Origin of the sequence: Rhizobium oryziradicis (genome assembly GCF_001939045.1) — a bacterium.
In the GTDB taxonomy this organism is placed as follows: Bacteria; Pseudomonadota; Alphaproteobacteria; order Rhizobiales; family Rhizobiaceae; genus Allorhizobium; species Allorhizobium oryziradicis.
In genome coordinates, this window is the sequence record NZ_MKIM01000022.1 from 24008 (window position 1) to 47651 (window position 23644).

At 56.0% G+C, this 23644-nt stretch carries 19 protein-coding genes and 1 other annotated feature; of the genes, 13 read left to right on the plus strand and 6 right to left on the minus strand.

Annotation, left to right across the window (positions count from 1 at the left end):
- Window positions 1–8: 8 nt before the first annotated feature.
- From nirB to BJF95_RS03985, 5 genes are read left to right on the plus strand one after another with little or no spacing between them, the layout of a single operon-like run.
- A complete protein-coding gene (gene nirB / locus BJF95_RS03965) occupies window positions 9–2453 on the plus strand; it encodes a nitrite reductase large subunit NirB (protein WP_075638171.1) in 2445 nt (814 codons plus the stop codon).
- Window positions 2450–2776, plus strand: a complete 327-nt coding sequence (gene nirD, locus BJF95_RS03970; protein WP_075638172.1) for a nitrite reductase small subunit NirD — start codon at window positions 2450–2452, stop codon at window positions 2774–2776. Before nirB ends, nirD begins: the two co-directional genes overlap by 4 nt.
- Window positions 2777–2807: 31 nt before the next feature.
- Complete coding sequence (locus BJF95_RS03975; protein WP_075638173.1) at window positions 2808–3641, plus strand: formate/nitrite transporter family protein; 834 nt, start codon at window positions 2808–2810, stop codon at window positions 3639–3641.
- Between the two features lie 59 nt (window positions 3642–3700).
- Entirely contained in the window at window positions 3701–4144 is a 444-nt protein-coding gene (cynS, locus tag BJF95_RS03980; protein ID WP_075638174.1) for a cyanase, read from the plus strand.
- Between the two features lie 33 nt (window positions 4145–4177).
- Window positions 4178–6856, plus strand: a complete 2679-nt coding sequence (locus BJF95_RS03985; RefSeq protein WP_075638175.1) for a nitrate reductase — start codon at window positions 4178–4180, stop codon at window positions 6854–6856.
- A 283-nt stretch (window positions 6857–7139) separates the two neighbouring features.
- Here BJF95_RS03985 and BJF95_RS03990 read toward each other — a convergent pair whose 3' ends face one another.
- Together BJF95_RS03990 and BJF95_RS03995 are read right to left on the minus strand one after the other, a co-directional pair.
- The gene (locus BJF95_RS03990) at window positions 7140–8621 is read right to left on the minus strand and encodes a SulP family inorganic anion transporter (protein WP_075638176.1); all 1482 of its coding nucleotides are present in this window, start codon (window positions 8619–8621) and stop codon (window positions 7140–7142) included.
- A 62-nt stretch (window positions 8622–8683) separates the two neighbouring features.
- Window positions 8684–8739 (minus strand) — a sequence feature (sul1 is cis-regulatory element that is thought to sense ions involved in sulfur or methionine metabolism; They are found in Alphaproteobacteria).
- A 66-nt stretch (window positions 8740–8805) separates the two neighbouring features.
- Window positions 8806–10131 carry an NAD(P)/FAD-dependent oxidoreductase gene (locus tag BJF95_RS03995; protein WP_075638177.1) on the minus strand — a complete coding sequence of 442 codons (1326 nt, stop codon included), beginning with the start codon at window positions 10129–10131 and terminating at the stop codon, window positions 8806–8808.
- Window positions 10132–10369: 238 nt separating this feature from the next.
- Here BJF95_RS03995 and BJF95_RS04000 point away from each other — a divergent pair, with 238 nt between their 5' ends.
- A complete protein-coding gene (locus BJF95_RS04000; protein ID WP_075638178.1) occupies window positions 10370–10846 on the plus strand; it encodes an Lrp/AsnC family transcriptional regulator in 477 nt (158 codons plus the stop codon).
- A 57-nt stretch (window positions 10847–10903) separates the two neighbouring features.
- Here BJF95_RS04000 and BJF95_RS04005 read toward each other — a convergent pair whose 3' ends face one another.
- The gene (locus tag BJF95_RS04005; RefSeq protein ID WP_075638179.1) at window positions 10904–12361 is read right to left on the minus strand and encodes an NAD-dependent succinate-semialdehyde dehydrogenase; all 1458 of its coding nucleotides are present in this window, start codon (window positions 12359–12361) and stop codon (window positions 10904–10906) included.
- Between the two features lie 107 nt (window positions 12362–12468).
- A complete protein-coding gene (locus BJF95_RS04010; RefSeq protein ID WP_075638378.1) occupies window positions 12469–13392 on the minus strand; it encodes a 2-hydroxyacid dehydrogenase in 924 nt (307 codons plus the stop codon).
- A 310-nt stretch (window positions 13393–13702) separates the two neighbouring features.
- On the opposite strand from BJF95_RS04010, the gene BJF95_RS04015 reads away from it, so the two are divergent.
- On the plus strand, window positions 13703–14626 hold the full coding sequence (locus BJF95_RS04015; protein ID WP_075638180.1) for a GNAT family N-acetyltransferase: 924 nt from the start codon (window positions 13703–13705) through the stop codon (window positions 14624–14626).
- 180 nt (window positions 14627–14806) lie between these two features.
- Window positions 14807–15232, plus strand: coding sequence for a hypothetical protein (locus tag BJF95_RS04020; protein ID WP_075638181.1), 426 nt, complete (start codon window positions 14807–14809; stop codon window positions 15230–15232).
- 69 nt (window positions 15233–15301) lie between these two features.
- Here BJF95_RS04020 and BJF95_RS04025 read toward each other — a convergent pair whose 3' ends face one another.
- Window positions 15302–15967, minus strand: a complete 666-nt coding sequence (locus BJF95_RS04025; protein WP_075638182.1) for a GntR family transcriptional regulator — start codon at window positions 15965–15967, stop codon at window positions 15302–15304.
- Between the two features lie 294 nt (window positions 15968–16261).
- Between BJF95_RS04025 and BJF95_RS04030 the strand changes: the two genes are divergently transcribed.
- From BJF95_RS04030 to BJF95_RS04050, 5 genes are read left to right on the plus strand one after another with little or no spacing between them, the layout of a single operon-like run.
- Window positions 16262–17533, plus strand: a complete 1272-nt coding sequence (locus tag BJF95_RS04030; RefSeq protein ID WP_075638183.1) for an NRAMP family divalent metal transporter — start codon at window positions 16262–16264, stop codon at window positions 17531–17533.
- A 12-nt stretch (window positions 17534–17545) separates the two neighbouring features.
- Window positions 17546–18310 carry a LamB/YcsF family protein gene (locus BJF95_RS04035; RefSeq protein WP_075638184.1) on the plus strand — a complete coding sequence of 255 codons (765 nt, stop codon included), beginning with the start codon at window positions 17546–17548 and terminating at the stop codon, window positions 18308–18310.
- 3 nt (window positions 18311–18313) lie between these two features.
- Window positions 18314–19120 (plus strand): putative hydro-lyase, encoded by an 807-nt coding sequence (locus BJF95_RS04040; RefSeq protein ID WP_075638185.1) that lies wholly within the window; start codon window positions 18314–18316, stop codon window positions 19118–19120.
- A 7-nt stretch (window positions 19121–19127) separates the two neighbouring features.
- A complete protein-coding gene (locus tag BJF95_RS04045) occupies window positions 19128–20723 on the plus strand; it encodes a 5-oxoprolinase subunit B/C family protein (RefSeq protein ID WP_075638186.1) in 1596 nt (531 codons plus the stop codon).
- Between the two features lie 21 nt (window positions 20724–20744).
- Window positions 20745–22481, plus strand: coding sequence for an acetyl/propionyl/methylcrotonyl-CoA carboxylase subunit alpha (locus tag BJF95_RS04050; RefSeq protein ID WP_075638187.1), 1737 nt, complete (start codon window positions 20745–20747; stop codon window positions 22479–22481).
- Window positions 22482–22547: 66 nt separating this feature from the next.
- Here the strand turns inward: BJF95_RS04050 and BJF95_RS04055 are convergent, their stop codons facing one another.
- On the minus strand, window positions 22548–23480 hold the full coding sequence (locus BJF95_RS04055; protein WP_083638684.1) for a SphA family protein: 933 nt from the start codon (window positions 23478–23480) through the stop codon (window positions 22548–22550).
- Between the last annotated feature and the right edge of the window lie 164 nt (window positions 23481–23644).

The following is a 23644-nucleotide window of genomic DNA, read 5'->3' on the forward strand; positions in this document are numbered from 1 at the left end:
AGGCTCCCATGAGCGAAAAACTCGTTATTATCGGCAATGGCATGGCACCGGGGCGCATGCTGGAAGAATTGTTTGAAAAGGCCCCCGGCCTTTATGATGTCACAATTTTCAACGCCGAGCCGCGCGTCAACTACGACCGCATCATGCTCTCGCCGGTGTTGTCGGGCGAAAAAGCCTATGACGACATCATCATTCATGATGATGCCTGGTATGGTGCCCACAATGTGACGCTGCACAAGGGCGCAAAAGTCACGCAGATTGACCGCCACGCCAAAACTGTCACCTCTGCCAATGGCATCACGGTGGCTTACGACAAACTGGTGATCGCTACCGGCTCGCTTCCCTTCATCATTCCGGTTCCCGGCCATCAATTGCCGGGTGTTTTGGCCTATCGCGATCTCGATGATGTCGAGAAGATGCTGGACATCTCCAAAGGTAAAGGTCGAGCCATTGTCATTGGTGCGGGTCTTCTGGGGCTTGAGGCTGCCTATGGCCTGAAGCGTCAAGGCATGGAGGTCACCGTCATTCACCTGATGCCAACCATTATGGAGCGTCAGCTCGACCCTGCCGCAGCTTACCTTTTGGAAAAAGCGCTGACTGAGCGCGGCATCGAAATCATCACCAAAGCCAACACCAAGCAGATTCTTGGCACAGACAAGGTCGAAGGCATTGAGCTGGAAGATGGCCGCACCATAGAGGGCGACATGGTGGTGATGGCGGTTGGCATTCGCCCAGCCTCAGCCTTGGCGAAAGATGCAGGCATTGCCGTCAATCGCGGCATTGTGGTCGATGATGGCATGCAGACATCGGATGCCTCGGTGTTTGCGCTTGGCGAATGCGCCGAGCATCGCGGCCAATGCTATGGGCTTGTTGCCCCGCTCTATGAAAGCGCGCGGGTGCTGGCGGATCGATTGATTGGTGGTAGCGCTGAATATCACGGCTCGGTGGTCAACACCAAGTTGAAGGTCACGGGCATCAATCTGTTTTCGGCTGGGGATTTTGCCGAAGGGCCAGACCGGGAAGAAATCGTTTTGCGCGATGCCTCGTCGGGCATCTACAAGCGGCTGATCCTCAAGGAAAACAAGATTATCGGGGCGGTGCTTTACGGCGAAACCGGCGATGGCTCATGGTTTTTCGACCTGATGAAACGCGGCACTGATATTTCGCAAATGCGCGATACGTTGATCTTCGGCCAGTCCTATCAGGGGGGTGCCCCGCTGGACCCTATGGCGGCCGTTGCAGCCTTGCCAGATGATGCGGAAATCTGCGGCTGTAACGGCGTTTGCAAGAGCAAAATCGTCACCACCATCACCTCCAAGGGCCTGACCTCGCTGGACGAGGTCCGCGCCCACACCAAGGCCTCGGCCTCCTGCGGCTCCTGCACAGGGCTGGTCGAGCAACTCATGGGCCTCACTTTGGGCGATGCCTATAACCCATCAGCCGTGACGCCGATGTGTACCTGTACCGAGCTGGGCCATGACGATGTGCGCCGTCTGATCAAGGCGAAATCGCTCAAAACCATCCCCGCCGTGATGCAGGAGCTGGAGTGGAAAACCTCCTGCGGCTGCGCCAAATGTCGGCCTGCGCTGAACTATTACCTCGTCTGCGATTGGCCGGATGAATATGCCGATGATTACCAATCGCGCTTCATCAACGAGCGGGTTCACGCCAACATCCAGAAGGATGGCACCTATTCGGTGGTTCCACGCATGTGGGGCGGCATGACCTCCTCCAAGGAATTACGCGCCATTGCCGATGTGGTGGATAAGTTCAACATCCCCGCAGTAAAATGCACCGGCGGCCAGCGCATTGATATGCTTGGCATCAAGAAAGAAGACCTGCCCGCCGTCTGGGCTGATCTCGGCAAAGCTGGCTTCGTTTCCGGCCAAGCCTATGCCAAGGGGCTTCGCACCGTTAAAACTTGCGTGGGTTCCGACTGGTGCCGGTTTGGCACGCAGGATTCCACAGGCCTTGGCATTCGGCTGGAAAAATTCATGTGGGGCTCATGGACACCGGCCAAGCTGAAACTGGCAGTTTCCGGCTGTCCGCGCAATTGCGCCGAAGCGACCTGCAAGGACATTGGCGTGATCTGCGTCGATTCCGGTTTTGAAATCCATTTTGCCGGGGCTGCCGGTCTCGACATCAAGGGAACCGACGTGCTCGGCCTCGTTAAAACCGAGGATGAGGCGCTGGAGCATATTGTGGCGCTCACCCAGATGTATCGCGAACAGGGCCGCTATCTGGAGCGCATTTACAAATGGGCCAAACGCATCGGCCACGACGAAATCCGCCGCCAGATCATGGAGGATGCCGATAAGCGCAAAGCCTATTTCGACCGCTTCGTGTTTTCGCAAAAATTCGCACAAGTAGACCCATGGTCAGAGCGCGTTTCCGGCAAGGACAAGCATGAGTTCAAGCCCATGGCAATCATGCGCAAGGAGGCTGCGGAATGAATTTGATAGCTCAAAACTGGGTGGCAATTGGCTCGCTCCACGACATCCCGCCGCAAGGTGCCCGCTGCGTCGAAAATGGCGACACCACCATTGCGGTGTTTCGCACCCATGACGACCGGGTCTTTGCCATGGAAGACAAATGCCCCCACAAAAACGGACCCTTGAGCCAAGGCATTGTGCACGACAATTGCGTCACCTGCCCGCTGCACAATTGGGTGATCAATCTGGAAACCGGATTGGCGCAAGGGGCCGATGAAGGCGCCACAGTCACGTTTCCGGTGAAACTGGAAGGCGAGACCATCTACATCGCAGTGTCATTTTAAGCAAAACCACCAACAAAAAAGGGGAACGCATATGTCATATCTCTCTCCCAAAGAGTTCGTGACCAAAATGATCGATGCAGGCGAATCCAAAGTGTTTATGTCTACCCGTGACACCTTGATCCGTGCCTATATGGCCGGTGCCATTCTGGCGCTGGCAGCGGCTTTTGCCGTGACCATCAATGTTCAAACCGGCCAGCCTCTGGCCGGAGCCGTGCTGTTTCCCGTTGGCTTCTGCCTGCTCTATTTGATGGGCTTTGATTTGCTGACCGGCGTGTTCACACTGACCCCGCTGGCCTTGATTGACAAACGCCCCGGCGTGACCATCCAAGGCGTGTTGCGCAATTGGGGTCTGGTGTTTATCGGCAATTTTGCCGGTGCGCTCACTGTCGCCGTCATGATGGCGATTGTGTTTACCTATGGCTTTACCACAGCCCCCAACCCGGTTGGTGTCGCCATTGGTCACATCGGCGAAGGCCGCACTGTCGGTTATGCCGCCCATGGCGCTGGCGGCATGCTGACCCTGTTTATTCGCGGCGTGCTGTGCAACTGGATGGTCTCAACCGGCGTGGTGGCCGCCATGATGTCCACCAGTGTACCGGGCAAGGTCATTGCCATCTGGATGCCGATCATGTTGTTTTTCTACATGGGTTTTGAGCATTCCATCGTCAACATGTTCCTGTTTCCGTCGGGCCTGATGCTGGAAGGCAATTTCTCGATCATGGATTACATGATCTGGAATGAGATCCCAACGGTGGCCGGCAATCTCGTGGGCGGCATCGCCTTCGTTGGCCTCACACTGTACAGCACCCATGCCCGCACCGCTGCCAAGCGCAACGCCCATGTTGCAATGGTTCCTGCTGAGTAAAACGGCGTTGGCCCCCGCGCGCCGGGGGCTATTTTTCTCATATTTACAGGAGCTAATCCATGCTGAGCAAACGCGATGTTACTGATCTGATCCATGAAAAGAAACGTGCTGCCGGACTATCCTGGGCCTCCATTTCAGAAGGCATCGGCATGAGCGAGGTGTTTGTCACCTCTGCCTGTCTGGGGATGAACTCGCTGCCACGCGACAAAGCCGACCAACTGGTGCTGAACCTTGGCCTGCCGCAGGAAGCCGCAGTGGTGCTGGCCGAATATCCCAACAAGGTTTTTGATCAGGCCATTCCCACCGACCCCTGCATCTATCGCTTTTATGAAATCATTGGCGTCTACGGCCAAACCCTAAAGGAGCTTATTCAGGAAAAGGGCGGTGACGGCATTATGAGCGCGATTGATTTTGATATGAGCGTCGAAAAAATCCCCTACCCCAAGGGCGACCGCATCGAGATCCGCATGAGCGGTAAATTCCTCTCCTACAACAATTGGTAACGGCACCAAGCTTAACCTATTCGGAGACCCATCATGAACATTTCCGTCGACAACACCCCCGTTGAGACCAAAACCACCTGCCCCTATTGTGGGGTTGGTTGCGGCGTGATTGCGCGGGTGGAAGAAGACGGCAAGGTCAGCATCAAGGGCGATCCAGACCACCCGGCCAATTTCGGCAGGCTTTGCTCCAAAGGCTCAGCGCTTGGTGAAACGCTGGATCTGGATGGGCGGGCCTTGGAGCCTCAGGTTTTTGGCGCGCCCGCCAGTTGGGATGAGGCGCTTGATCTTGTCGCGGCACGCTTCAAAGACACGATTGCAGAGTTCGGCCCGGAATCGGTGGCTTTTTACCTCTCCGGCCAATTGCTGACTGAAGATTATTATGTCGCCAACAAGCTGATGAAAGGCTTTATCGGCTCTGCCAATATCGACACCAATTCACGACTGTGCATGGCGTCTTCTGTGGCTGGTCACAAACGCGCTTTTGGCTCCGACACCGTGCCGGGCTGCTATGAAGATCTGGAATTGGCGGATTTGATCGTGCTGGTTGGCTCCAACATGGGCTGGTGCCATCCGGTGCTGTATCAGCGTATCGCCGCTGAAAAGGCACGGCGGCCCTCGCTGAAAGTGGTGGTGATAGATCCGCGCCGCACCGCGACCTCCGACATCGCCGATTTGCATTTATCCATCAAACCGGATGGTGATGTAGCGCTGTTTAATGGGCTTTTGGCGCATCTGATTGAAACAGGCGTAATTGATCAAACCTATATTGCCGCCCACACCCATGGATTTTCCGAGGTGTTTGAACAGATCATGGGCCAGTCACTGGCCGATCTGATGATGCAAACAGGCTTGCCTGCCATGCAATTGCGCCAGTTTTTCAAATTGTTTGCTGCAAGCGAAAAAGTGGTGACCTGCTACAGCCAGGGCGTCAACCAATCCTCAAGCGGCACCGACAAGGTCAATGCGATTATCAATTGCCACCTCGCCACCGGGCGCATTGGCAAGCCCGGCATGGGGCCGTTTTCGCTGACCGGCCAGCCCAATGCCATGGGCGGGCGCGAGGTGGGCGGGCTTGCCAATATGCTGGCCGCTCATATGGATCTTGAAAATCCGCGTCACCGAGAAAGCGCACAAAACTTCTGGGCCGCACCAACAATGGCTGAAAAGCCCGGCCTGAAAGCGGTTGATATGTTCAAGGCTGTGGCAGACGGCCGCATCAAGGCTTTGTGGATCATGTCCACCAACCCCGTGGTATCAATGCCCGATGCCAATGCGGTGAAGGCAGCGATTGAGGCCTGCCCCTTTGTGGTTGTATCCGACATGCAAGCCGACACGGACACGGCACGGCTCGCCCATGTGCTGTTGCCCGCCAGCGGCTGGGGCGAAAAATCCGGCACAGTCACCAATTCCGAGCGACGCATTTCGCGCCAGCGCCCGTTTAAAGCCGCTCCCGGCAGTGCACAGCCCGATTGGTGGCAGTTGGCAGAGGTAGCCCGCCGCATGGGGTTTGCGCAAGCCTTTGCCTACACATCGCCAGCTGAGATTTTTGCTGAACATGCGGCTCTATCGGGCTTGAACAACAACGGCAGCCGCGATTTTGACATCAGTGCCTATCGCACCATTGATGCTCAGCACTATGACGCGCTCTCTCCATTTCAATGGCCGCAACCTCTTGGCACCGCGCCGAAAGACAGCCGCTTTTTTAGCAACGGGAAATTTTATCATTCCGACGGCAAAGCCCGTTTTAGCGCCACGGCACCGGCTCAATCCGACAGGGTGAACGATGCCTTCCCCCTCACCCTAAACACCGGTCGCGTGCGCGACCATTGGCATACCATGACCCGGACTGGCAAAAGCGCGCGCCTTTCCGCTCATTTGGCCGAACCCTTTGCTGAAATTCATCCCCTGGATGGCCGGGATTTCGGCATAGAAGATGCAGCGCTTGTCGAGATAACAAGTGTCACTGGGCAAAGGGTGATTGTTCGCGCCCTCTTGAGCGAGCGCCAAAGCCGGGGTGCCATTTTCGTGCCCATGCATTGGACTGGCGAGGTCGCGCCCACCGGACGGGTGGATACACTCATACCATCGAACACCGATCCCATCTCCGGCCAACCGGCCCTGAAAAGCTGCGGTGTTGCTATCAAACCCTGCGTGATGGAGGCCTATGGCTTTGCCATATCCGCAACCAAGCCAACCGCCATTGATGCGACCTATTGGGCTTTGGCAAAAGCCGAAAGCGGCTGGCGGCTGGAACTGGGGTTTGAACGCACGATGGATTGGACAGCCTGGGCAAGAGCCACCTTGAACGTACCCTCGGATGCCGACATGGTGGGTTATCAGGATCAGGCCAGCGGCGATGTGCGCTTGGCATTTTTTGATGGAGATCGGCTCTGTGCGGCCCTTTTCATGGCGCACGAGCCCGTCAGCGTTTCGCGCAACTGGGCCGCATCGCAGCTATCGCAGTGCTTTGCCCATCGGAACAATCGGGTAAGCCTAATCGCCGGTCGCCCCAGCGCCAACCAGATCGATCCGGGCGCTATCGTTTGCTCGTGCTTTTCCGTTGGCATCAACCAGATCACCGATGCCATCGCCAAGGGCTGCACAACAGTCAAGGCAATTGGTGAGACGCTTTCGGCTGGCACCAATTGTGGGTCTTGCCGGGCCGAAATTGGCGCGATTTTAGCGGCCACACGGCCGATTGCAGCAGAATGAGAAATTGGGAGATAACAAGGCTCTAAATACGAAAAACCTGCCGCGGGAGGAGGTGCGGCAGGTTTTCCGAAAAGAACCGAATGACAGCTGGGAGGAGGAGTGCTGTCATTCCAACGGGCCGTTCTGGGAGGAGGAGTGAACTGGCCCGTAACACGAAGCTTTGCGGGAGGAGGATGCATCGCTTCGTTGAAATGATTTATACGCTATTTTCGCCCAATTAACAGGCAGGTTTTCGCACACCAGCCATGCGCCATGCGCGTAGCGAATTACTCACTTCACCTGATTAATGCCCGGCTGGCGCGGCCACTGCAGTCTCATCCTTATGGACGGCAAACCGGTCAATCATATGGCTGGTGGCCTCACTGACACCATTCACCTGCACCACAGCGCCCTTGGAGCGGAATTTCAGCACCACTTTGTCCAATGCACTGATGGAAGTAATATCCCAAAAATGCGCGCGGGTGACATCAATGGTGATGGCTTTCACCTCATCATCAAAGTCAAAGGCGGCAATGAACGCCTCGCTGGAGGCAAAGAAGATCTGCCCATCGACGCGATAAAGCCGGGAGCCATCGGCGTGATCCTCTGCCTTCACATGCACCATGCGCGCCACCTTGCCGGCAAAAAACACGCCCGACAAAAGCACGCCCACCAGCACACCCTTGGAAAGATCGTGAGTTGCAACCACCGTGACCACGGTTGCCAGCATGACCAAGGAGGAGGATGGCGGGTTCTTGCGCAAATCCAGAATTGAGCGCCAGGAGAAGGTGCCAATGGACACCATGATCATGATCGCCACCAAAGCTGCCATGGGCACAACACGCAAGATGTCATCAAGCACCAGCAACAGCACCAGCAAAAACGCACCGGCCACAAAGGTTGAGAGCCGACCGCGCCCGCCCGAGCTGACGTTGATGACCGATTGGCCAATCATGGCGCAACCGCCCATGCCACCAAACAGGCCCGACGCAATATTGCTGGCTCCTTGCCCGATGCACTCCTGGCTTTTGTTGCTCTGCGTATCCGTCATGTCATCGACAATCTGGGCCGTCAGCAGGGATTCCAGCAGGCCAACGGCCGCAAGAGCAACAGAATAAGGGAAGATAATCTGTAGCGTCTCAAAATTCAGCGGCACCTGCGGCCATGCAAAAATGGGCAGGCTGGTGGGCATTTCACCCAAATCGCTGACGCTGCGCACATCAAAGCCGAACCACCATGTCGCCGCCGTCAAAGCGGCAATTGCCACCAATGGCGAAGGGATGGCTTTGGTGATGCGTGGGAAAAGATAGATGATGGCCAAAGCGATGGCGATCATGATGTAGGTGGAATTGGGACGCCCCACCAATTCGGGCAATTGTGCCATAAAAATCAAAATCGCCAGCGAATTGACAAAGCCGGTCATGACCGAGCGCGACACGAAACGCATGACGCGGCCCAATTTCAAAAAGCCAGCCAGGATTTGCAGCACGCCCATCAACAGCGTGGCGGCAAACAGATATTGAATGCCGTGATCACGCACCAAGCCGCCAATCAAGACGGCAGTGGCAGCGGTGGCTGCCGAAATCATGCCGGGGCGGCCACCACAAAAAGCAGAGACACAGGCAATGATGACAGAAGCGAATAATCCGACTTTCGGATCAACCCCGGCAATCACAGAAAAGCCAATGGCTTCCGGGATGAGGGCAAGTGCCACGACAAGGCCCGCAAGGACATCGCCACGGATATTGGAAAACCAGTCACGCTGGTAACGTTTTACAATGTTCATGAGTTTTTCACATAGGTTCAGCGCTGACCGCAAAGCGGTCCAACATATTCAGGAATGTTGTGCGTTGTCTGGCGGATCGGCGGCCAGAATAGCCACCCGGAATTTCACCGGGTCCGGGGTGATTGGCCTTTTCTAAATGCAGTGCGGCGAAAAATCAAGGGCACAAGACACATGTATCGCGGCATCAAAATGCTGCGACTTTACCGCGGGCTGATTTTTCGAGCCGAACAGGATCATAATCGGCGGGATCGACCAAGGGCGTTTGCCCGGTGATCAGATCTGCAATCAAATGACCGGCCCCCGGACCAATGCCAAAACCATGGCCGCTAAAGCCCGCCGCCAGAATAAAACCGGGAAGCTGCGGCAAGGTGCCAATCGCTGGCACGCCATCCGGTGTGCTGTCGATATAGCCCGCCCAGCTGGCGGCAATTTTGACGGAAGAGAGTGCAGGGATCAGCTCAACAGCGCGGCGATAGGTCTCCGCAACCAGGGCAGCATCAGGCGTGGGGTCCAGCACACGCTGGCGCTCCATCGGGGTCACGCTGTCCAGCGCCCATTTCGACAGGGTTTCATGGCCGCTGCGAAACGCCTCAAAGCCGCCTACTTTCAAGCTCTTCCAGCGACGCTGAAACATCGGCAAAAATGCCGTGCTAAACCGCAACTGCTGAAGGGTTGGATCCACACTGGCGCGCCCGCTGATCGCCAGCGTATAGCCACCGTGACCCCGCTGGGTCAAAGACACCCGCGCCGTATGCAAAGCGCTGGGAAGATCGGTCACACCCGGTTCCACCGACAGAATGGACGAGCGAACACTGGACTGCGGAAAGCGAATGCCCAATTGATTGCAAAAGGACGACGCCCACGCCCCGCCAGACATGACCACCGTTCTGGTGCGAATGGTGCCTCTTTCCGTCACAACCCCGCTCACGCGCCCGCCGGAGGTTTCCAAACCGCGAGCAGCACATTGCTGCAAAACAGTGCCGCCGAATTTCATCACACCCCGCGCGATGACGGGGGCGGCTTTTTGCGGATCGGCAATGCCGTCCGATGGTGAAAACACGCCGCCGAGCCATGGTTTTCCGGTCGCGCGCCCGCGTTCAGTCGCCTCTTGCGAAGACAGCATGTGGGTGGTCACGCCAACCGTTTTTGCAAAATCACGCCATTTGGCCCAGCCGGCAATTTCGGCCTCGTCATTGCTCAAATACAAAAGACCTGAGCGTTTGAAACCAACATCCTCGCCGATCTCTTCGGCAAAGCGGCCCCATAAATCGAGGCTTTTGGTGGCCATTGGCAATTCGCGGGCATCGCGGTTTTGCTGGCGGCACCAACCCCAATTGCGGCTGGATTGCTCGGCCCCGATCAGGCCTTTTTCCAAAAGCACGACATTCACGCCGCGCTTTGCCAGATAATAGGCCGCACACGTCCCAACGATGCCGCCACCGATGACAACAACATCTGCCTCTGTCGGCATCACTGGGCTGGATTCAATCCGCAAAAGGGGGACACGCATGGAAAACTCCTTTTTTCTTGCAGCATTTTACCGCGTTCCTGCAGAAAAAAGTGTTGCATATGAAAAAAAATCAGCATTTCATTCTGTTTGGCACATGTCAAAAAACACCGGCTAGGCTGCTGAATTTTCGCGGTTTTCTCTGCTATCGCATTCCATTGCAGCCTTGCCCTTTCATAAATTAGGCATAATATGCTGTGAGATTTTTTCCGGTAGCCGGACTGAAAAAGGAACAAGGCCCGTGAAGCTTGACCGGATCGACATCAAAATTCTCTACGAATTGCAAAAGAATGGCCGCATCACCAATGTGGAACTGGCCGAGTTGGTCAACCTGTCACCCAGCCCCTGCCTGATGCGGGTAAAAAAGCTACAGGCTGAGGGTTATGTCAGCGGTTATTCCGCCCAGATCAATGTCAGCAAACTTGGGCAAACCCTGACGGTGTTTACCGAAGTGACCTTGAAAAACCACAGGCAAATCGATTTTGCGCGGTTTTTGGCCGCCGTGGAAAAGGTAGAGCAAGTGATCGAATGCCATCTGGTGTCAGGTGGATACGATTATATGCTGAAGTTTGTCACCTCCGGCATTGCGGAATACCAGATCATTATGGAACGGCTGACCGATATGGACATCGGCATCGACAAATATTTCAGCTTCGTGGTGCTGAAATCGCCTATCGTCAAATCCCACATGCCGCTGACCAGCCTGTTTCCCATGTGAGCGCGTTGGTGGGGCGCTTTAAATGCGCCCCTCACGTTCTGATCAGAGCAAACTCGCTCAGGCAAGCCCGCCCATATGGAAGGTCTTCAGTTCCAGATATTCCTCAATCCCGACTTGCGCACCTTCGCGGCCAAGGCCAGATTGCTTGACGCCGCCAAACGGTGCCACTTCGGTGGAGATCGCACCGGTGTTGAGGCCTATCATGCCCGCTTCAAGTGCTTCACCTACCCGCCATGCGCGTTTCAGGCTCTCGGTGTAGAAATAAGCGGCGAGACCAAAAGGTGTCGCATTGGCAAGCTTGATGGCTTCTTCTTCGGTCTCAAACTTGAAAAGCGGTGCCACCGGACCAAAGGTTTCTTCATCCGCCAGCAGCATATCTGTCGTCGCCCCGGTCAACACTACCGGCGCGGCATATTGCTTGCCTTCAGGCATGGCGGGTGCGGTGGTAACGATCTTTGCGCCCTTGGAAAGGGCATCAGCAATATGTTGATTGATCTTTTTAATGGCATTTTCGTTGATCATCGGGCCAATTTGCACGCCTGCCTGCGTTCCGGGGCCGACTTTCATGGCGTTCACACGTGCAATCAGCTTGTCTGCAAACCGCTCATAAACGCTCGACTGCACCAGAATGCGGTTGGCGCAGACGCAGGTTTGGCCACCATTGCGGAATTTCGAGACAATCGCGCCTTCAACCGCCAAATCCAGATCGGCATCGTCAAACACGATGAAAGGCGCGTTGCCGCCCAGTTCCAGACTGAGTTTCTTGATGGTGTCGGCAGAACCGCGCATCAAAAGCGCCCCCACCCGCGTTGAACCGGTGAAGGAAATTTTCCGCACAATTTCGCTTGCCATCAGCTCATTGCCGATCTCGGTTGGCATGCCGGTGACAATGTTGATAACGCCGGCCGGAATGCCAGCACGCTCGGCCAACACACCCAGCGCCAAGGCCGAATAAGGGGTGAAATCAGACGGTTTGATCACCACGGTGCAGCCAGCCGCCAGCGCCGGAGCAACTTTGCGGGTAATCATGGCATTCGGAAAATTCCATGGGGTGATGATACCGCAGACGCCAACCGGCTGCTTCAGCACAACAATGCGCCGATCCCTGGTGGGCGATGGAATGGTATGCCCACCGACCCGGCGCGCTTCCTCGGCAAACCATTTAACAAAGGAGGCACCATAGCGAATTTCACCGCGCGCTTCCTCTAGCGGCTTGCCCTGCTCCAGCGTGAGGATCAAGGCGAGGTCTTCAAGGTTTTCCATCATCAGCGCATACCACGCTTCCAGCAGGCTGGCGCGCTCGGCATTGGTGGTGTTTTTCCATGTTTCAAATGCTGTTTCGGCGGCTTCGATGGCCGCAGCAGTATCCGCCCTACTCATGTCCGGCACGCTGCCAAGCACGGCTTGCGTGGCCGGATCAATGACATCAATGGCCTTGCTGGAGGCCGCATCCAGCCATTTGCCACCAATCAAACCCTGTTGGCGAAAAAGGCCTGCGTCTTTGAGATTATGCATGTCACGTCCTTTCGAAGTCAAAACCGCTCTCTTGCGCGTAAGTCTCTAAGCTTGTTGATGTTTATCGCTCACATGCTACAGCGTTCCATGGGCATTCGGCAGGTCTGCTAATAGCCACGGCTGCGATCAACAAGACCCACGGGATCAAGCCCGCTTTCCACCCGGCGAATATTGTCAATCACCGCCAGCGCCGCGGTCTCTGGCTGAGTTGCGCTGGCAATATGCGGCGTGATCATCACCCGCGGGTGTCGCCATAAAGGATGTTCTGTCGGCAAAGGCTCAGGCTCGGTGACATCCAGAACGGCACCCGACAACGCTCCAGTGTTCAGAGCATCCAGCAATGCCGACTGGTCCAGATGCCCACCGCGCCCTACATGCACAAGCGACGCCCCTTTTGGCAGCACGGAAAACAGCTTGGCGTTCAAAAAACCACGGGTCTCATCTGTCAGCGGCAGGAGACAAATCAGAATATCGGTTTGCGACAACAGCATTTGCAAGGCATCATCGCCCGCCACACAATGCACGCCTTCGATCTCGCGCTTTGAGCGGCTCCAACCCGAAAGTTGAAAGCCGAAGGGTTTCAGCCGTTCCAACACCGCCTGGCCCAACATGCCAAGCCCCAGCACGCTCACGCGCTGCTGATGGGCCTGGCGCACCGGCCTTGCCTCCCACACACCTTGCCGCTGCTGCTCCAGATAGCCGGGCAGATCGCGGTGCAGGGACAAGACAGCCATCGTGACATATTCCTGCATCATGCGGATAATGCCCGTTTCCACCATGCGGACAATTTTCACATGGGCTGGCACAAGCTTGTCGTCAAACTGATCAACGCCCGCCCCGATTGAAAACAGGATTTCCAGATTTTCATAGCGCGCGAGATCTGAAGGCACCGTCCACGTTATCAGATAGCGCACCGAGCGAGGATCAAACGTGCTGGAGGGCTGTAAAAACGGCATGTGAGGCATTTCACGGGCAAAGGCCGAAGCAAAAACCGCCCCCCGCACAGGATCAGAATTAAAAAGGAATGCCATGATTGCCTCTGCATAAATGATGGTGACGCCCGACAGAGCCAAGCAATCGGCAATGCTTGAAACGCACGTCATACCAAGCGTCAATTTCAATATCTCTTGGTATGAAGGAGACAATAACGCCGAAACTGCATTTTCACTGCCGTATCTGTGATGGTTTCGATAAATTCTGCTGACAGAGAGAGGCTTTTCAGCAAAATCTACTGATACAATCAGAGTTAAGTGAAACGCGGTCGCTTTGATGCCGCCGGTGCCTTTCCTTTTCGGCATCATCCAAACATACATATAATGGCAATGGCGTGAGGGGCAAAAGATGACGGCACAACCTTCCAGTCTGCTGGCATCCATTCAGCTGGAATCTTTTGAATTCACACTCAAGGACATCCACTCCATCGATTTGGAACAGTTGCACAGCCTGTCTGTCAGCGTCGGCTGGCCCCATCGCCTCGACGACCTTCGGTTTTTGCTGGCACATGGATCGGGATTCGCTGCGGTGGATTCCATTGGCCGCGTTCTTGGCTCCGCGATGTCCTTTCCCATGGGCGGGGATTTTTCAACCATCGGCATGGTGATCACCTCGCCGCGCCTGCAAACCCAAGGCACGGGACGTTGGCTGATGGACCACGTGCTTGAAAATGTGAAAGGGCGGCGGCTGGGCCTCAACTCCACCCGTGCCGCAAAGCGGCTTTACAGCACAATGGGCTTCACCGCAGAAGCCACTGTGTTTCAATGTCAGGGGCAAGCGACATTGCCCGCCGCGCAAAAGGGCCAGCCAGAGGCTCTGCCACCATCAACGCAGCTGCGCGCCATCACCCCCGATGATCTGGAAGAGATCATTGCCCTTGATCACCTCGCTTATCGTGCACCGCGCGCGGTATTGCTGTCGCAGCTTCTTCCTCTTTCCAAAGGGGGCGCGCTGATCCGCGACAATAAAATTATTGCTTTTTCTCTGATCCGTCCTTTTGGTCGCGGATATGTGATTGGGCCGATTGTGGCCTCCTCCGATGAGGAGGCAATTGCGGTGACACGGCCCCATATTGCCTCTCATGAGGGGCGGTTTTTACGCATCGATACGCGGGAAAAGTCCGTGCCTTTTGCCGAGTTTATAAGGCAATCCGGGCTGGAATTGTTTGATACCGTCACCACCATGTCGATGTATGGCCGGCTGCTCAACCCGGATCAAGAAAATGGTAAGGATGTGAAAATTTTCGGCCTTGTAAGTCAAACACTGGGTTGACTATCAAGGGCAGACAATCGTAAAGCCCCACTCCCTTTGAAACGCTTCGTTAAGATCAATAGCTTAGCAGCGCCCATCCCGGCACCTCCCTTGTCGGGCTATTCATGAGTTGCGAGTAATATGCCCCGATTGTCACCTTCCGCTCCGATATTCCTTCGGAAAATAGAGAGTTTTTGCGATGTGCGGCTTGCACCCGTCCTTGCAAAAGAAGATTACGAAAACCTGCGCAGCTATATGCTGGATCTGGTTGTGCGTCAGGCTTTGCCCCCTTTGCATGGCGGCCGTCCAAACTGGAAAGAAATTGGCTCGACCTGTCTTTTGACCGGCGACGGCCTGAAGGTCGCACGTCGTGAAGGTCGCCACGCTTTTGAAGCCATCATGCGCTGGGTTGCTCTGGCCGCAAAGGCCAAGGAAGCACCCGTTGCAGCACCTGCGCCCGCCCCTGTGGCAACCAAAACCATCATTCGCCCCGTTGGCATGCGCACCCTGTCAGCCAACACCAATCGCCGCGCCCCTGAAGCACAAGTGTCGCGGATGCAAAAGCCCATGATGGCAGGCGTCAAGCCCGCGCAAACCATGGTGCAGAAAAAAGCAGCCAGCCGCTAAGCTTACCCAAGTCGCTAGGCTTATTGTGATAACCGGCCCACCACGGGCCGGTTGCGTCACCCCATAAAGTTACCGCGCAGGCTCAACAGCGCGTGCAAATGCGGCAAGAACGGTGCGCTCGGACAACATCAGATAAGCCTCCAGTGCAGATGCGGCTTCCGCCGGTTTTCCTTCCAACAAAAGCGCCAAAATCGCTGCATTTTGATCCACATAGGGCACATGCAGCAATTCCGGATCATCCAGAAGCCCAAAACTCAGCCGCAATTCAGCAGCAATGCGGGCATAAAATTCACTGAGGCGCACACTGTCGGCCAGATCAACAATGGCGGCATGAAACAGCATATTGGCGCTGCCCATACCCATCCAGTCCTGATGTCTGCGGCACTCTTTCGCCACATCCACCGCTTCCCCCATGCGCGCGACCGCCGGGTGGTTGGGATAGGATTGGGCGAGCGCCTTGCACTCGACCAATCGACGCACACGATAAATATCGATAATCGAGGCCATGCTGGGTGTGGCGACAAACACCCCTCGGTTAGGCTCATGGCGCAACAAACCATCCTTGGTCAGCAGGCGAAAAGCTTCGCGCAACGAATTTCGTGACACATCAAGCCGGGTGCTGAGTGCTTCTTCAGACAGCCTTTGGCCGGGTCGCAGCTCCCCCGCAATCAGCTTGTTGCGAATGCGCTGCGCCAATCTCTCGGCGAGCGTGAGGCTTGCTATATCCTGCGTCATGCATGTCCCTTCTGCCAAAATCTCTCTCAAGAGTCCGGCTGATCTCCCATAGGCCGACTATTACCAGACCGGTCAACGCTGGCAAGCAACAGCCGTTTCAAGGCTCGATATTGCACCAATAGCGGGCAGTTTTCGCTTAAAATTTGGGCAAATCGCTTGCATAATATACAGAATGCGGCAGAATTGCGGAAATATTGTTGAACAATATTGACCATTTTGTAAAACATGGCAGATTAATTTCATGAATCATTCGCAGAGGGGCGAATGAACAAGACTGCTCACCGGAGATATTCCATGGAACAGAGCTCATTGCCTGCAAGCGGCCCACAGAAGGCAGCAAGCGGCGGACTGATACACACCGCAAAATCGCGCCGCGCATCGCTGGTTGCCGCTATCTTTCTCATGGCCACATCGGCCATTGGTCCGGGCTTTATTACCCAGACGGCCACATTCACCTCCAAAATGGGAGCCGCTTTTGCCTTTGGCATTCTGGCCTCGATCCTGATTGATTTTGTGGTGCAGCTGAATATCTGGCGCATCGTCACCTTGACCCGCATGCGCGCCTCCGACATTGCCAATGCCGCCATTCCTGGCTCTGGCTATGTTCTGGCGGTACTCGTCATCATCGGCGGGCTGTTTTTCAACATCGGCAATATTGGCGGCACAGGTCTTGGCCTGAATGCGCTGTTTGGCCTTGATGTCAAATGGGGCGGTGCCATCAGCGCGCTGATTTCCATCGGCATTTTCCTGTCAAAGCGCGCAGGTGTTGCGGTGGACCGCTTCATTGTCGGCGCTGGCATCATGATGATCGCGCTGACGGTTTATGTTGCCTACGCCTCCAATCCACCGCTGGGTGAGGCGCTGCGCCAAACAATTTTGCCAGACACCATCAGTTTTGCCACCATTACCACCATTGTTGGCGGCACCGTGGGTGGTTACATCACCTATTCGGGCGCGCACCGCCTGCTTGATCGCGACATGGTCGGCATTGAAAACCTGCCAGCCGTCAATCGCGCCGCCCTCACCGGCATCGCTGCCACGGGCATTATGCGCTATGTGCTGTTTCTTGCCATTCTCGGCGTTGTTGCCAGCGGCGTTGTCATCGACGTATCCGGCAAGTCTGCCAATCCCGCAGCGCAGGCTTTTCAGGCGGCCGCGGGTTCGGTGGGCCTTCGCCTGTTTGGTCTGATTTTCTGGGCAGCCGCCGTCACCAGCGTGATTGGTGCGGCTTATACGTCTGTGTCCTTCCTAACAGTCTTCAAACAAGACATGAGCGAGCGCGCCCGCAATATTGCAACAGTGATCTTCATTGCCTTTTCGCTGCTTTGCTTCGTGTTGATGACCACCACGCCCGCCGCCATGCTGGTGTTTGTCGGTGGCCTGAACGGCTTGATCCTGCCGATTGGCCTGAGCATTTTCATCTATGCCGGGTGGGCACGCTCTGATCTCATGGGTGGTTATCGCTATCCGCGCTGGTTGCTGATTTTGGGCGCGCTGACCTGCGCATTGACATGGTATATGGCCGCCAATTCTGTTGGCCCTATCTTTGCGCTTTTGAGCAAATAAGGAGGAAATCTCATGGCATCGATTGATCTGAACAGTGACCTCGGCGAAAGTTTTGGCGCGTGGAGCATGGGCGATGATAGCGCCATGCTGTTCATCGTCTCCAGCGCCAATATTGCCTGCGGCTTTCATGCGGGCGATCCGTCCGGTATTTTCAAAACCGTGAAGGCAGCAGCCGACAACAATGTGTCCATCGGTGCCCATGTTTCCTACCCTGATCGCGTCGGCTTTGGCCGACGCGACATGGACGTGACCTATGATGAGTTGGTGGCCGATGTGATCTACCAGATCGGTGCCCTCAAGGGCATTGCGGCAGCTGCTGGAACTTTGGTGCGCTACGTCAAACCGCATGGCGCGCTCTATAACCGCATTGCCAATGACGCCAAGCAGGGTCAAGCCGTGATTGATGCCATCAAGGCCATTGACGGCTCGCTGGTCCTGATGGGCCTTGCCAATGCCCCCATTCTGGAACTGGCACAAAAATCCGGCCTTGCCACCGTGGCAGAAGCCTTTGCCGATCGCGCCTATACACCGCAAGGTCAGCTTGTGTCCCGGCGTGAGGCTGGGGCCGTGCTGCATGATGCCGATGAAATTGCCCGCCGCATGGTGCAACTCGCCACGCAAGGCACGCTGCAAGCCATTGATGGCAGCGTGATCAAAATCGAGGCGCAATCGATCTGCGTCCATGGCGATAGCCCCGGCGCGGTCGCCATTGCCCGCGAGATTGCAGCTCAGTTCAAGGCGAGCGGCATCACTGTTGAACCCTTTGCAAAGGCTTGACCGATGATAGCTCTGGACCATCTCCGCCACGTGAACGTGGAACCCGCCCGCCTTGCCCGCGAAAGCTATCGGGCAGGCAAGGTTGTGCCCACCTCCGGCATCGCCCCCGGCTTTACCCAGGCCAATATGATTGTGCTGCCGCGTGATTGGGCCTTTGATTTTCTGCTCTATGCCCAACGCAATCCCAAAGCCTGCCCGGTGCTGGATGTGTCTGATCCCGGCTCACACAGCACGGTGCTGGCTGCGGGTGCGGATCTGCGCAAAGATATTCCACTTTACCGCATCTGGCGCGATGGCAAGCTGGCCGAAGAAACGGCCGATGCTTCAGCTGCATGGGCCGAACATACTGATCTGGTTAGCTTTTTGATTGGCTGTAGCTTCACGTTTGAAACGCCCATGGTTGAGGCTGGCATTGAAATCCGCCACATGACCGACAAGTGCAATGTGCCGATGTATCTCACCAACCAGCCTTGCCGCCCTGCGGGTCGGCTGCACGGCAATATGGTGGTGTCCATGCGACCGATTCCGGCCAATCGCGTTGCCGATGCCGCGATGATTTCCGGACGTTTTCCCTCTGTGCACGGATCACCCGTGCATATAGGCGCACCGGAGCTGATTGGCGTTACAGACATCTCGAAACCCGATTTTGGCGATGCGGTGCGGATTAAACCCGGCGAAGTGCCAGTGTTCTGGGCCTGCGGTGTCACCCCACAAGCGGCAGTGATGGCCTCCGGTGTGCCTTTCGCCATCACCCATGCGCCGGGCCATATGTTCATCACGGATATTCCCGATTCCGCCTATCACGCCTGAGGTGTTCATGCGCTTTCTCCCTGTCAGCCTCACGACCATTCTGGTTGAGCTTGTCGATCTTGATGAAACCTTGGCGCTGTTTGCCTCGCTGCAAGCCAATCCCGTGGCGGGCATTCAAGACATGGTGCCCGCTGCCCGCACTTTGATGATCCGCTATCAGCGGGAAATCATCAGCACGGAGACCTTGGCAAGCGAGATCAGTACCCGCGATCTCTCTGCCAAGCTGAAGCCATCGGACCATTTGGTCGACATCCCTGTGACCTATGACGGCGAAGATTTGGCCGATGTCGCAGAGCTGACGGGTTTAAGTATCGAAGAGGTCATCCGTCGCCATACCGAAAGCACGTTTACCGTTGCCTTCTGCGGATTTGCCCCCGGCTTTGGCTATCTGGTGGGTGGCGATCCGGCTTTGCATGTGCCACGCCGCAAAAGCCCACGCACCCGCATTCCCGCCGGAGCCGTTGCTCTGGCAGGCAATTTCAGCGGTGTTTATCCGCAAGCCAGCCCCGGCGGATGGCAAATCATTGGTGTTACCCCGCTTAAAATGTGGGACCTGAGCCGTGATCCGCCAGCGCTGTTTCAACCGGGCCATCAAGTGCGCTTTAGCGATATGGCGAAGTCCGCGAAGGTCTATGATCTTCCGGCTGAGATCAGCACCATAAGTGCCGAATCTCTTGAAGATACGGCACATTTCAAGGTGTTGGCAGCGCCCATGCCAGCAGTGTTTCAGGATTTGGGTCGATTTGGCCAAACTGGGCAAGGTGTCTCCGCCTCTGGTGCGCTGGATCAATCGGCCTTGAAATCTGCCAACCGGGTGGTTGGTAATCCGGTGGGCACAGGCTGTCTTGAGATCACCCTTGGCGGCTTTTCGTTTGAGAGTACGGCGCGGGCGGTGATTGCCTTCACGGGCGCACCCTGCCCTATCTCTATTTGCGATACCAAAGGCCGCGTTCAGGACGCATCACCCTATCAACCAATCGCGTTGGAAGCGGGCGACGTTGTCACGCTTGGTCAGCCAACGGCTGGAATGCGCAGCTATCTGGCGGTGCGCAGTGGTTTTAAAGTGAAACCCGTGCTGGGCAGTGCTGCCACCGATACGCTGGCTGTGGTGGGGCCTGATCCTGTCACCACTGGAACCATTCTGGCTTTGGCAGAAGACACCACAGCCCTCACCAGCGTCTCGCTCACAGAAGCGCCCACCTTTGCCTTGCCTACAGCAGGCGATATCGTGACGCTGGACGTGGTTCTTGGGCCCCGCACCGACTGGTTTACCGAAAAGGGCCTGAGCACCCTCACCGACCAGCTCTGGCAGGTAACGCCGCAATCCAGCCGCGTTGGCATTCGTCTTGCGGGCGATGTGGCGCTGGAGCGCTTTGATAGCAAGGAACTGCCCAGCGAGGGCACCGCCACCGGAGCCATTCAGGTGCCCCATAGCGGCCAGCCGGTGCTGTTTTTGGCCGATCACCCGCTTACGGGCGGGTATCCGGTGATTGGCGCGGTTGCCGAATACCATCTCGATCTGGCCGGACAAATCCCGATCAATGCCAAAATTCGTTTTCGGCCCATCGCGCCCTTTGGCGAGATCGCCCCGAACAAGCCATAAAAAGACAGAGAGGAACACGCTATGAAGAAAGTTCTGATTGCCAACCGGGGCGAAATTGCCGTTCGCATCATCCGCGCCTGCCGCGATTATGGCCTGCAATCGATTGCCGTCTATGCTGACCCCGATATGGATGCACTGTTTGTGACGCTGGCCGATGAGGCCTATGGGCTGGATGGCGTGCGGCCTGCGGAAACCTATCTGGATATTGATAAGCTGATTGCCATTGCCAAGCGCTCTGGTGCCGATGCCGTCCACCCCGGCTATGGCTTTCTCTCTGAGCGGGCCGAATTTGCCCGCGCCGTGATCGATGCCGGTCTCATCTGGATTGGCCCCGACCCAGAGGTGATTGAGGTGCTGGGCGATAAAGTCGCCGCCCGACGTTTGGCGCTTAAAGTTGGCGCGCCTTTGGCCGCTGGCAGCGATGGCCCGGTTGACTCTGCTGCCGAGGTAATCGAATTTGCCAAGCAACACGGCCTTCCCGTGGCCATCAAGGCGGCCCACGGCGGTGGCGGGCGCGGCATCAAGGTCGTGCGCAATATGGAAGAAATTTCCGAGTCGTACGATTCGGCAGTGCGCGAAGCGGTTGCCGCCTTTGGCCGTGGCGAGTGTTTTCTGGAGCGCTTCCTCGACCGCCCCCGCCATATCGAAGCGCAGATTTTGGCCGACAAGCATGGCACTGTGCTGGTTCTCGGCACCCGCGATTGCTCGCTACAGAGGCGAAACCAGAAGCTGGTGGAAGAAGCCCCGGCCCCGTTTTTGAGCGACGCACAGCGCCAATCCATCCACGATTCCGCCAAAGCGATTTGCGCAGCCGCTGGCTATAGTGGTGCTGGCACGGTGGAATTCCTGTTGGGCGTGGATGGCACCATTTCCTTCCTCGAAGTCAACACCCGCCTTCAGGTGGAACACCCGGTGACGGAAGAAACCACGGGGATTGATCTGGTCATCGAGCAATTCCGCATTGCCGAGGGACGAAAGCTTCGCATCAGTGAGACGCCCGTTCCGCGCGGCCATTCCATCGAATTTCGCATCAATGCGGAAGATCCCGGTCGTGGCTTTCTGCCAACCCCCGGCACCATCACCCGGTTTGAGGCACCCTCAGGCCCCGGCGTGCGGCTGGATAGCGGTGTGGTCAGTGGCTCGACAATTCCAGGCGTGTACGATTCGCTGATGGCAAAATTGATTGTCACCGGCCCCACCCGCGAAGATGCCTTGAAGCGGGCGCGACGGGCCTTGAAGGAATTCAAGATCGAGGGCGTGGCAACCGTTCTGCCCTTCCACCGCGCCGCCATGGAGGCCGTTGATTTCATTGGTGATCAGGGTTTCAACGTCCACACCCGCTGGATCGAAACTGATTTCACGGAACGACTGCCGGCCGAGCAACGGCCTGAGCCCTTGCAGAGCAGTTCCATCATCCGCACCCCCATCGAGATCGACGGGAAATTGCATATGCTTGGCCTTCCAGCCCAATTTCTGGCTGGGCGCGGCAGCCTCGGCACCAACAATGATGATGCATTCGCCCCGAAGCCGTCATCTGCAGAGGACAAGGGTGCTGTCACGGCTCCGATTTCGGGCACACTCCAGAGCCTCAAAGTCAGCGATGGTGCGGCAGTATCAGCAGGCGACCTATTGGCCGTGATGGAAGCCATGAAAATGGAGACACCCATCACCGCACCCGTCAATGGTGTGGTGACGATTGTCGCCGCAGAAGGTGAGTATCTTAACGCAGGCGCGGTGCTTCTGCGCATTACCGCTTAATAGCGTTACAGCACCGCGCGTTTTGAGACGCGCGGTGCTGTAATATTTTAAATTTTTTGCAAAATTTTAGAAACTCATCGCAACATTGACGGCAATATTATAACCTTCGGCGCGGTTTCTGACACCAAATTCCTTATAGGCATGTAAGGACACCAAAGGCTTTCCAGGCTCAAAATAGGAAAGTGCAGGCCCCAATGCAAAGGCTCTGCCGCGGTTGCCGTTCACCACACCCGCGCCTTTATCGTCGGAGATCTGTTGATGATAATAACCACCCACACCTGCCGTCCACGGCCCAAAATGCTGGCCGACAGCAAATTCATGCTTATACTCGACACCGCTCTTATATTTCGTATCGGGATTTTCAGTGTTGAAATTCAGCTGAAAATTTGAGGACACCTCAAATCCGCTTTTTGTCATATAGGTCACACCGCCATAAGGCGTGAATGTCCAAACATTATTGCCAACGTTGAACGGTTTGGAAGCATCATAGGCACCGGTTGGGGCTTGCACTGCAAAACCACCATTCACGGAGAGACTGTCATCAACGGTCCAACCAAGCAGGATTGGCAGGAACTGGACGTCACCGAGGTTGAAATCGTCACCTTTGAGCAGTGTGGGGCCAGCGCCCGTGACCACACCGATTTTACCTTTCATATTCAGCACGGGCACCACAACACCGAAACCGAAATTGCCGCCAAGAATTTTCTCTTCCGTCATGCGCAGATAGGTCAGGCTGACACTCTCGACATTAATTTTAAAATCGGTGCCCAGCTTATTACCATTGCCATCACGCAAATGGCTGGCCGTGTAATAGGCGGTACGAATACCGAAATTGCCGACAGGCGATGGTGGCGGCAGAAGACCTGCGCCAAAATCAAAGACCCCAAACGGGGTGAAGGTTGTGCCACCTTCAGCAGCCCCAGCTTGACCTGCATGACAGCACAAAGCCAATGCCAATGGTGCTACGACCTTAAAACCAGACGTGAGAATGTTACCCATTTTAGAAATCGATCCCTCTATTTCATTTTTTTTGCTTGTAAAAAATATAAAAAATTGCGCGCACCAAGCGTTAGCCATTTTGTGCACGAAAATATATTTTGATCATATTTTTGCCATAAATCGGCATCGCACACCCAGGATGTGCCAACAAAGGATCAGACAAG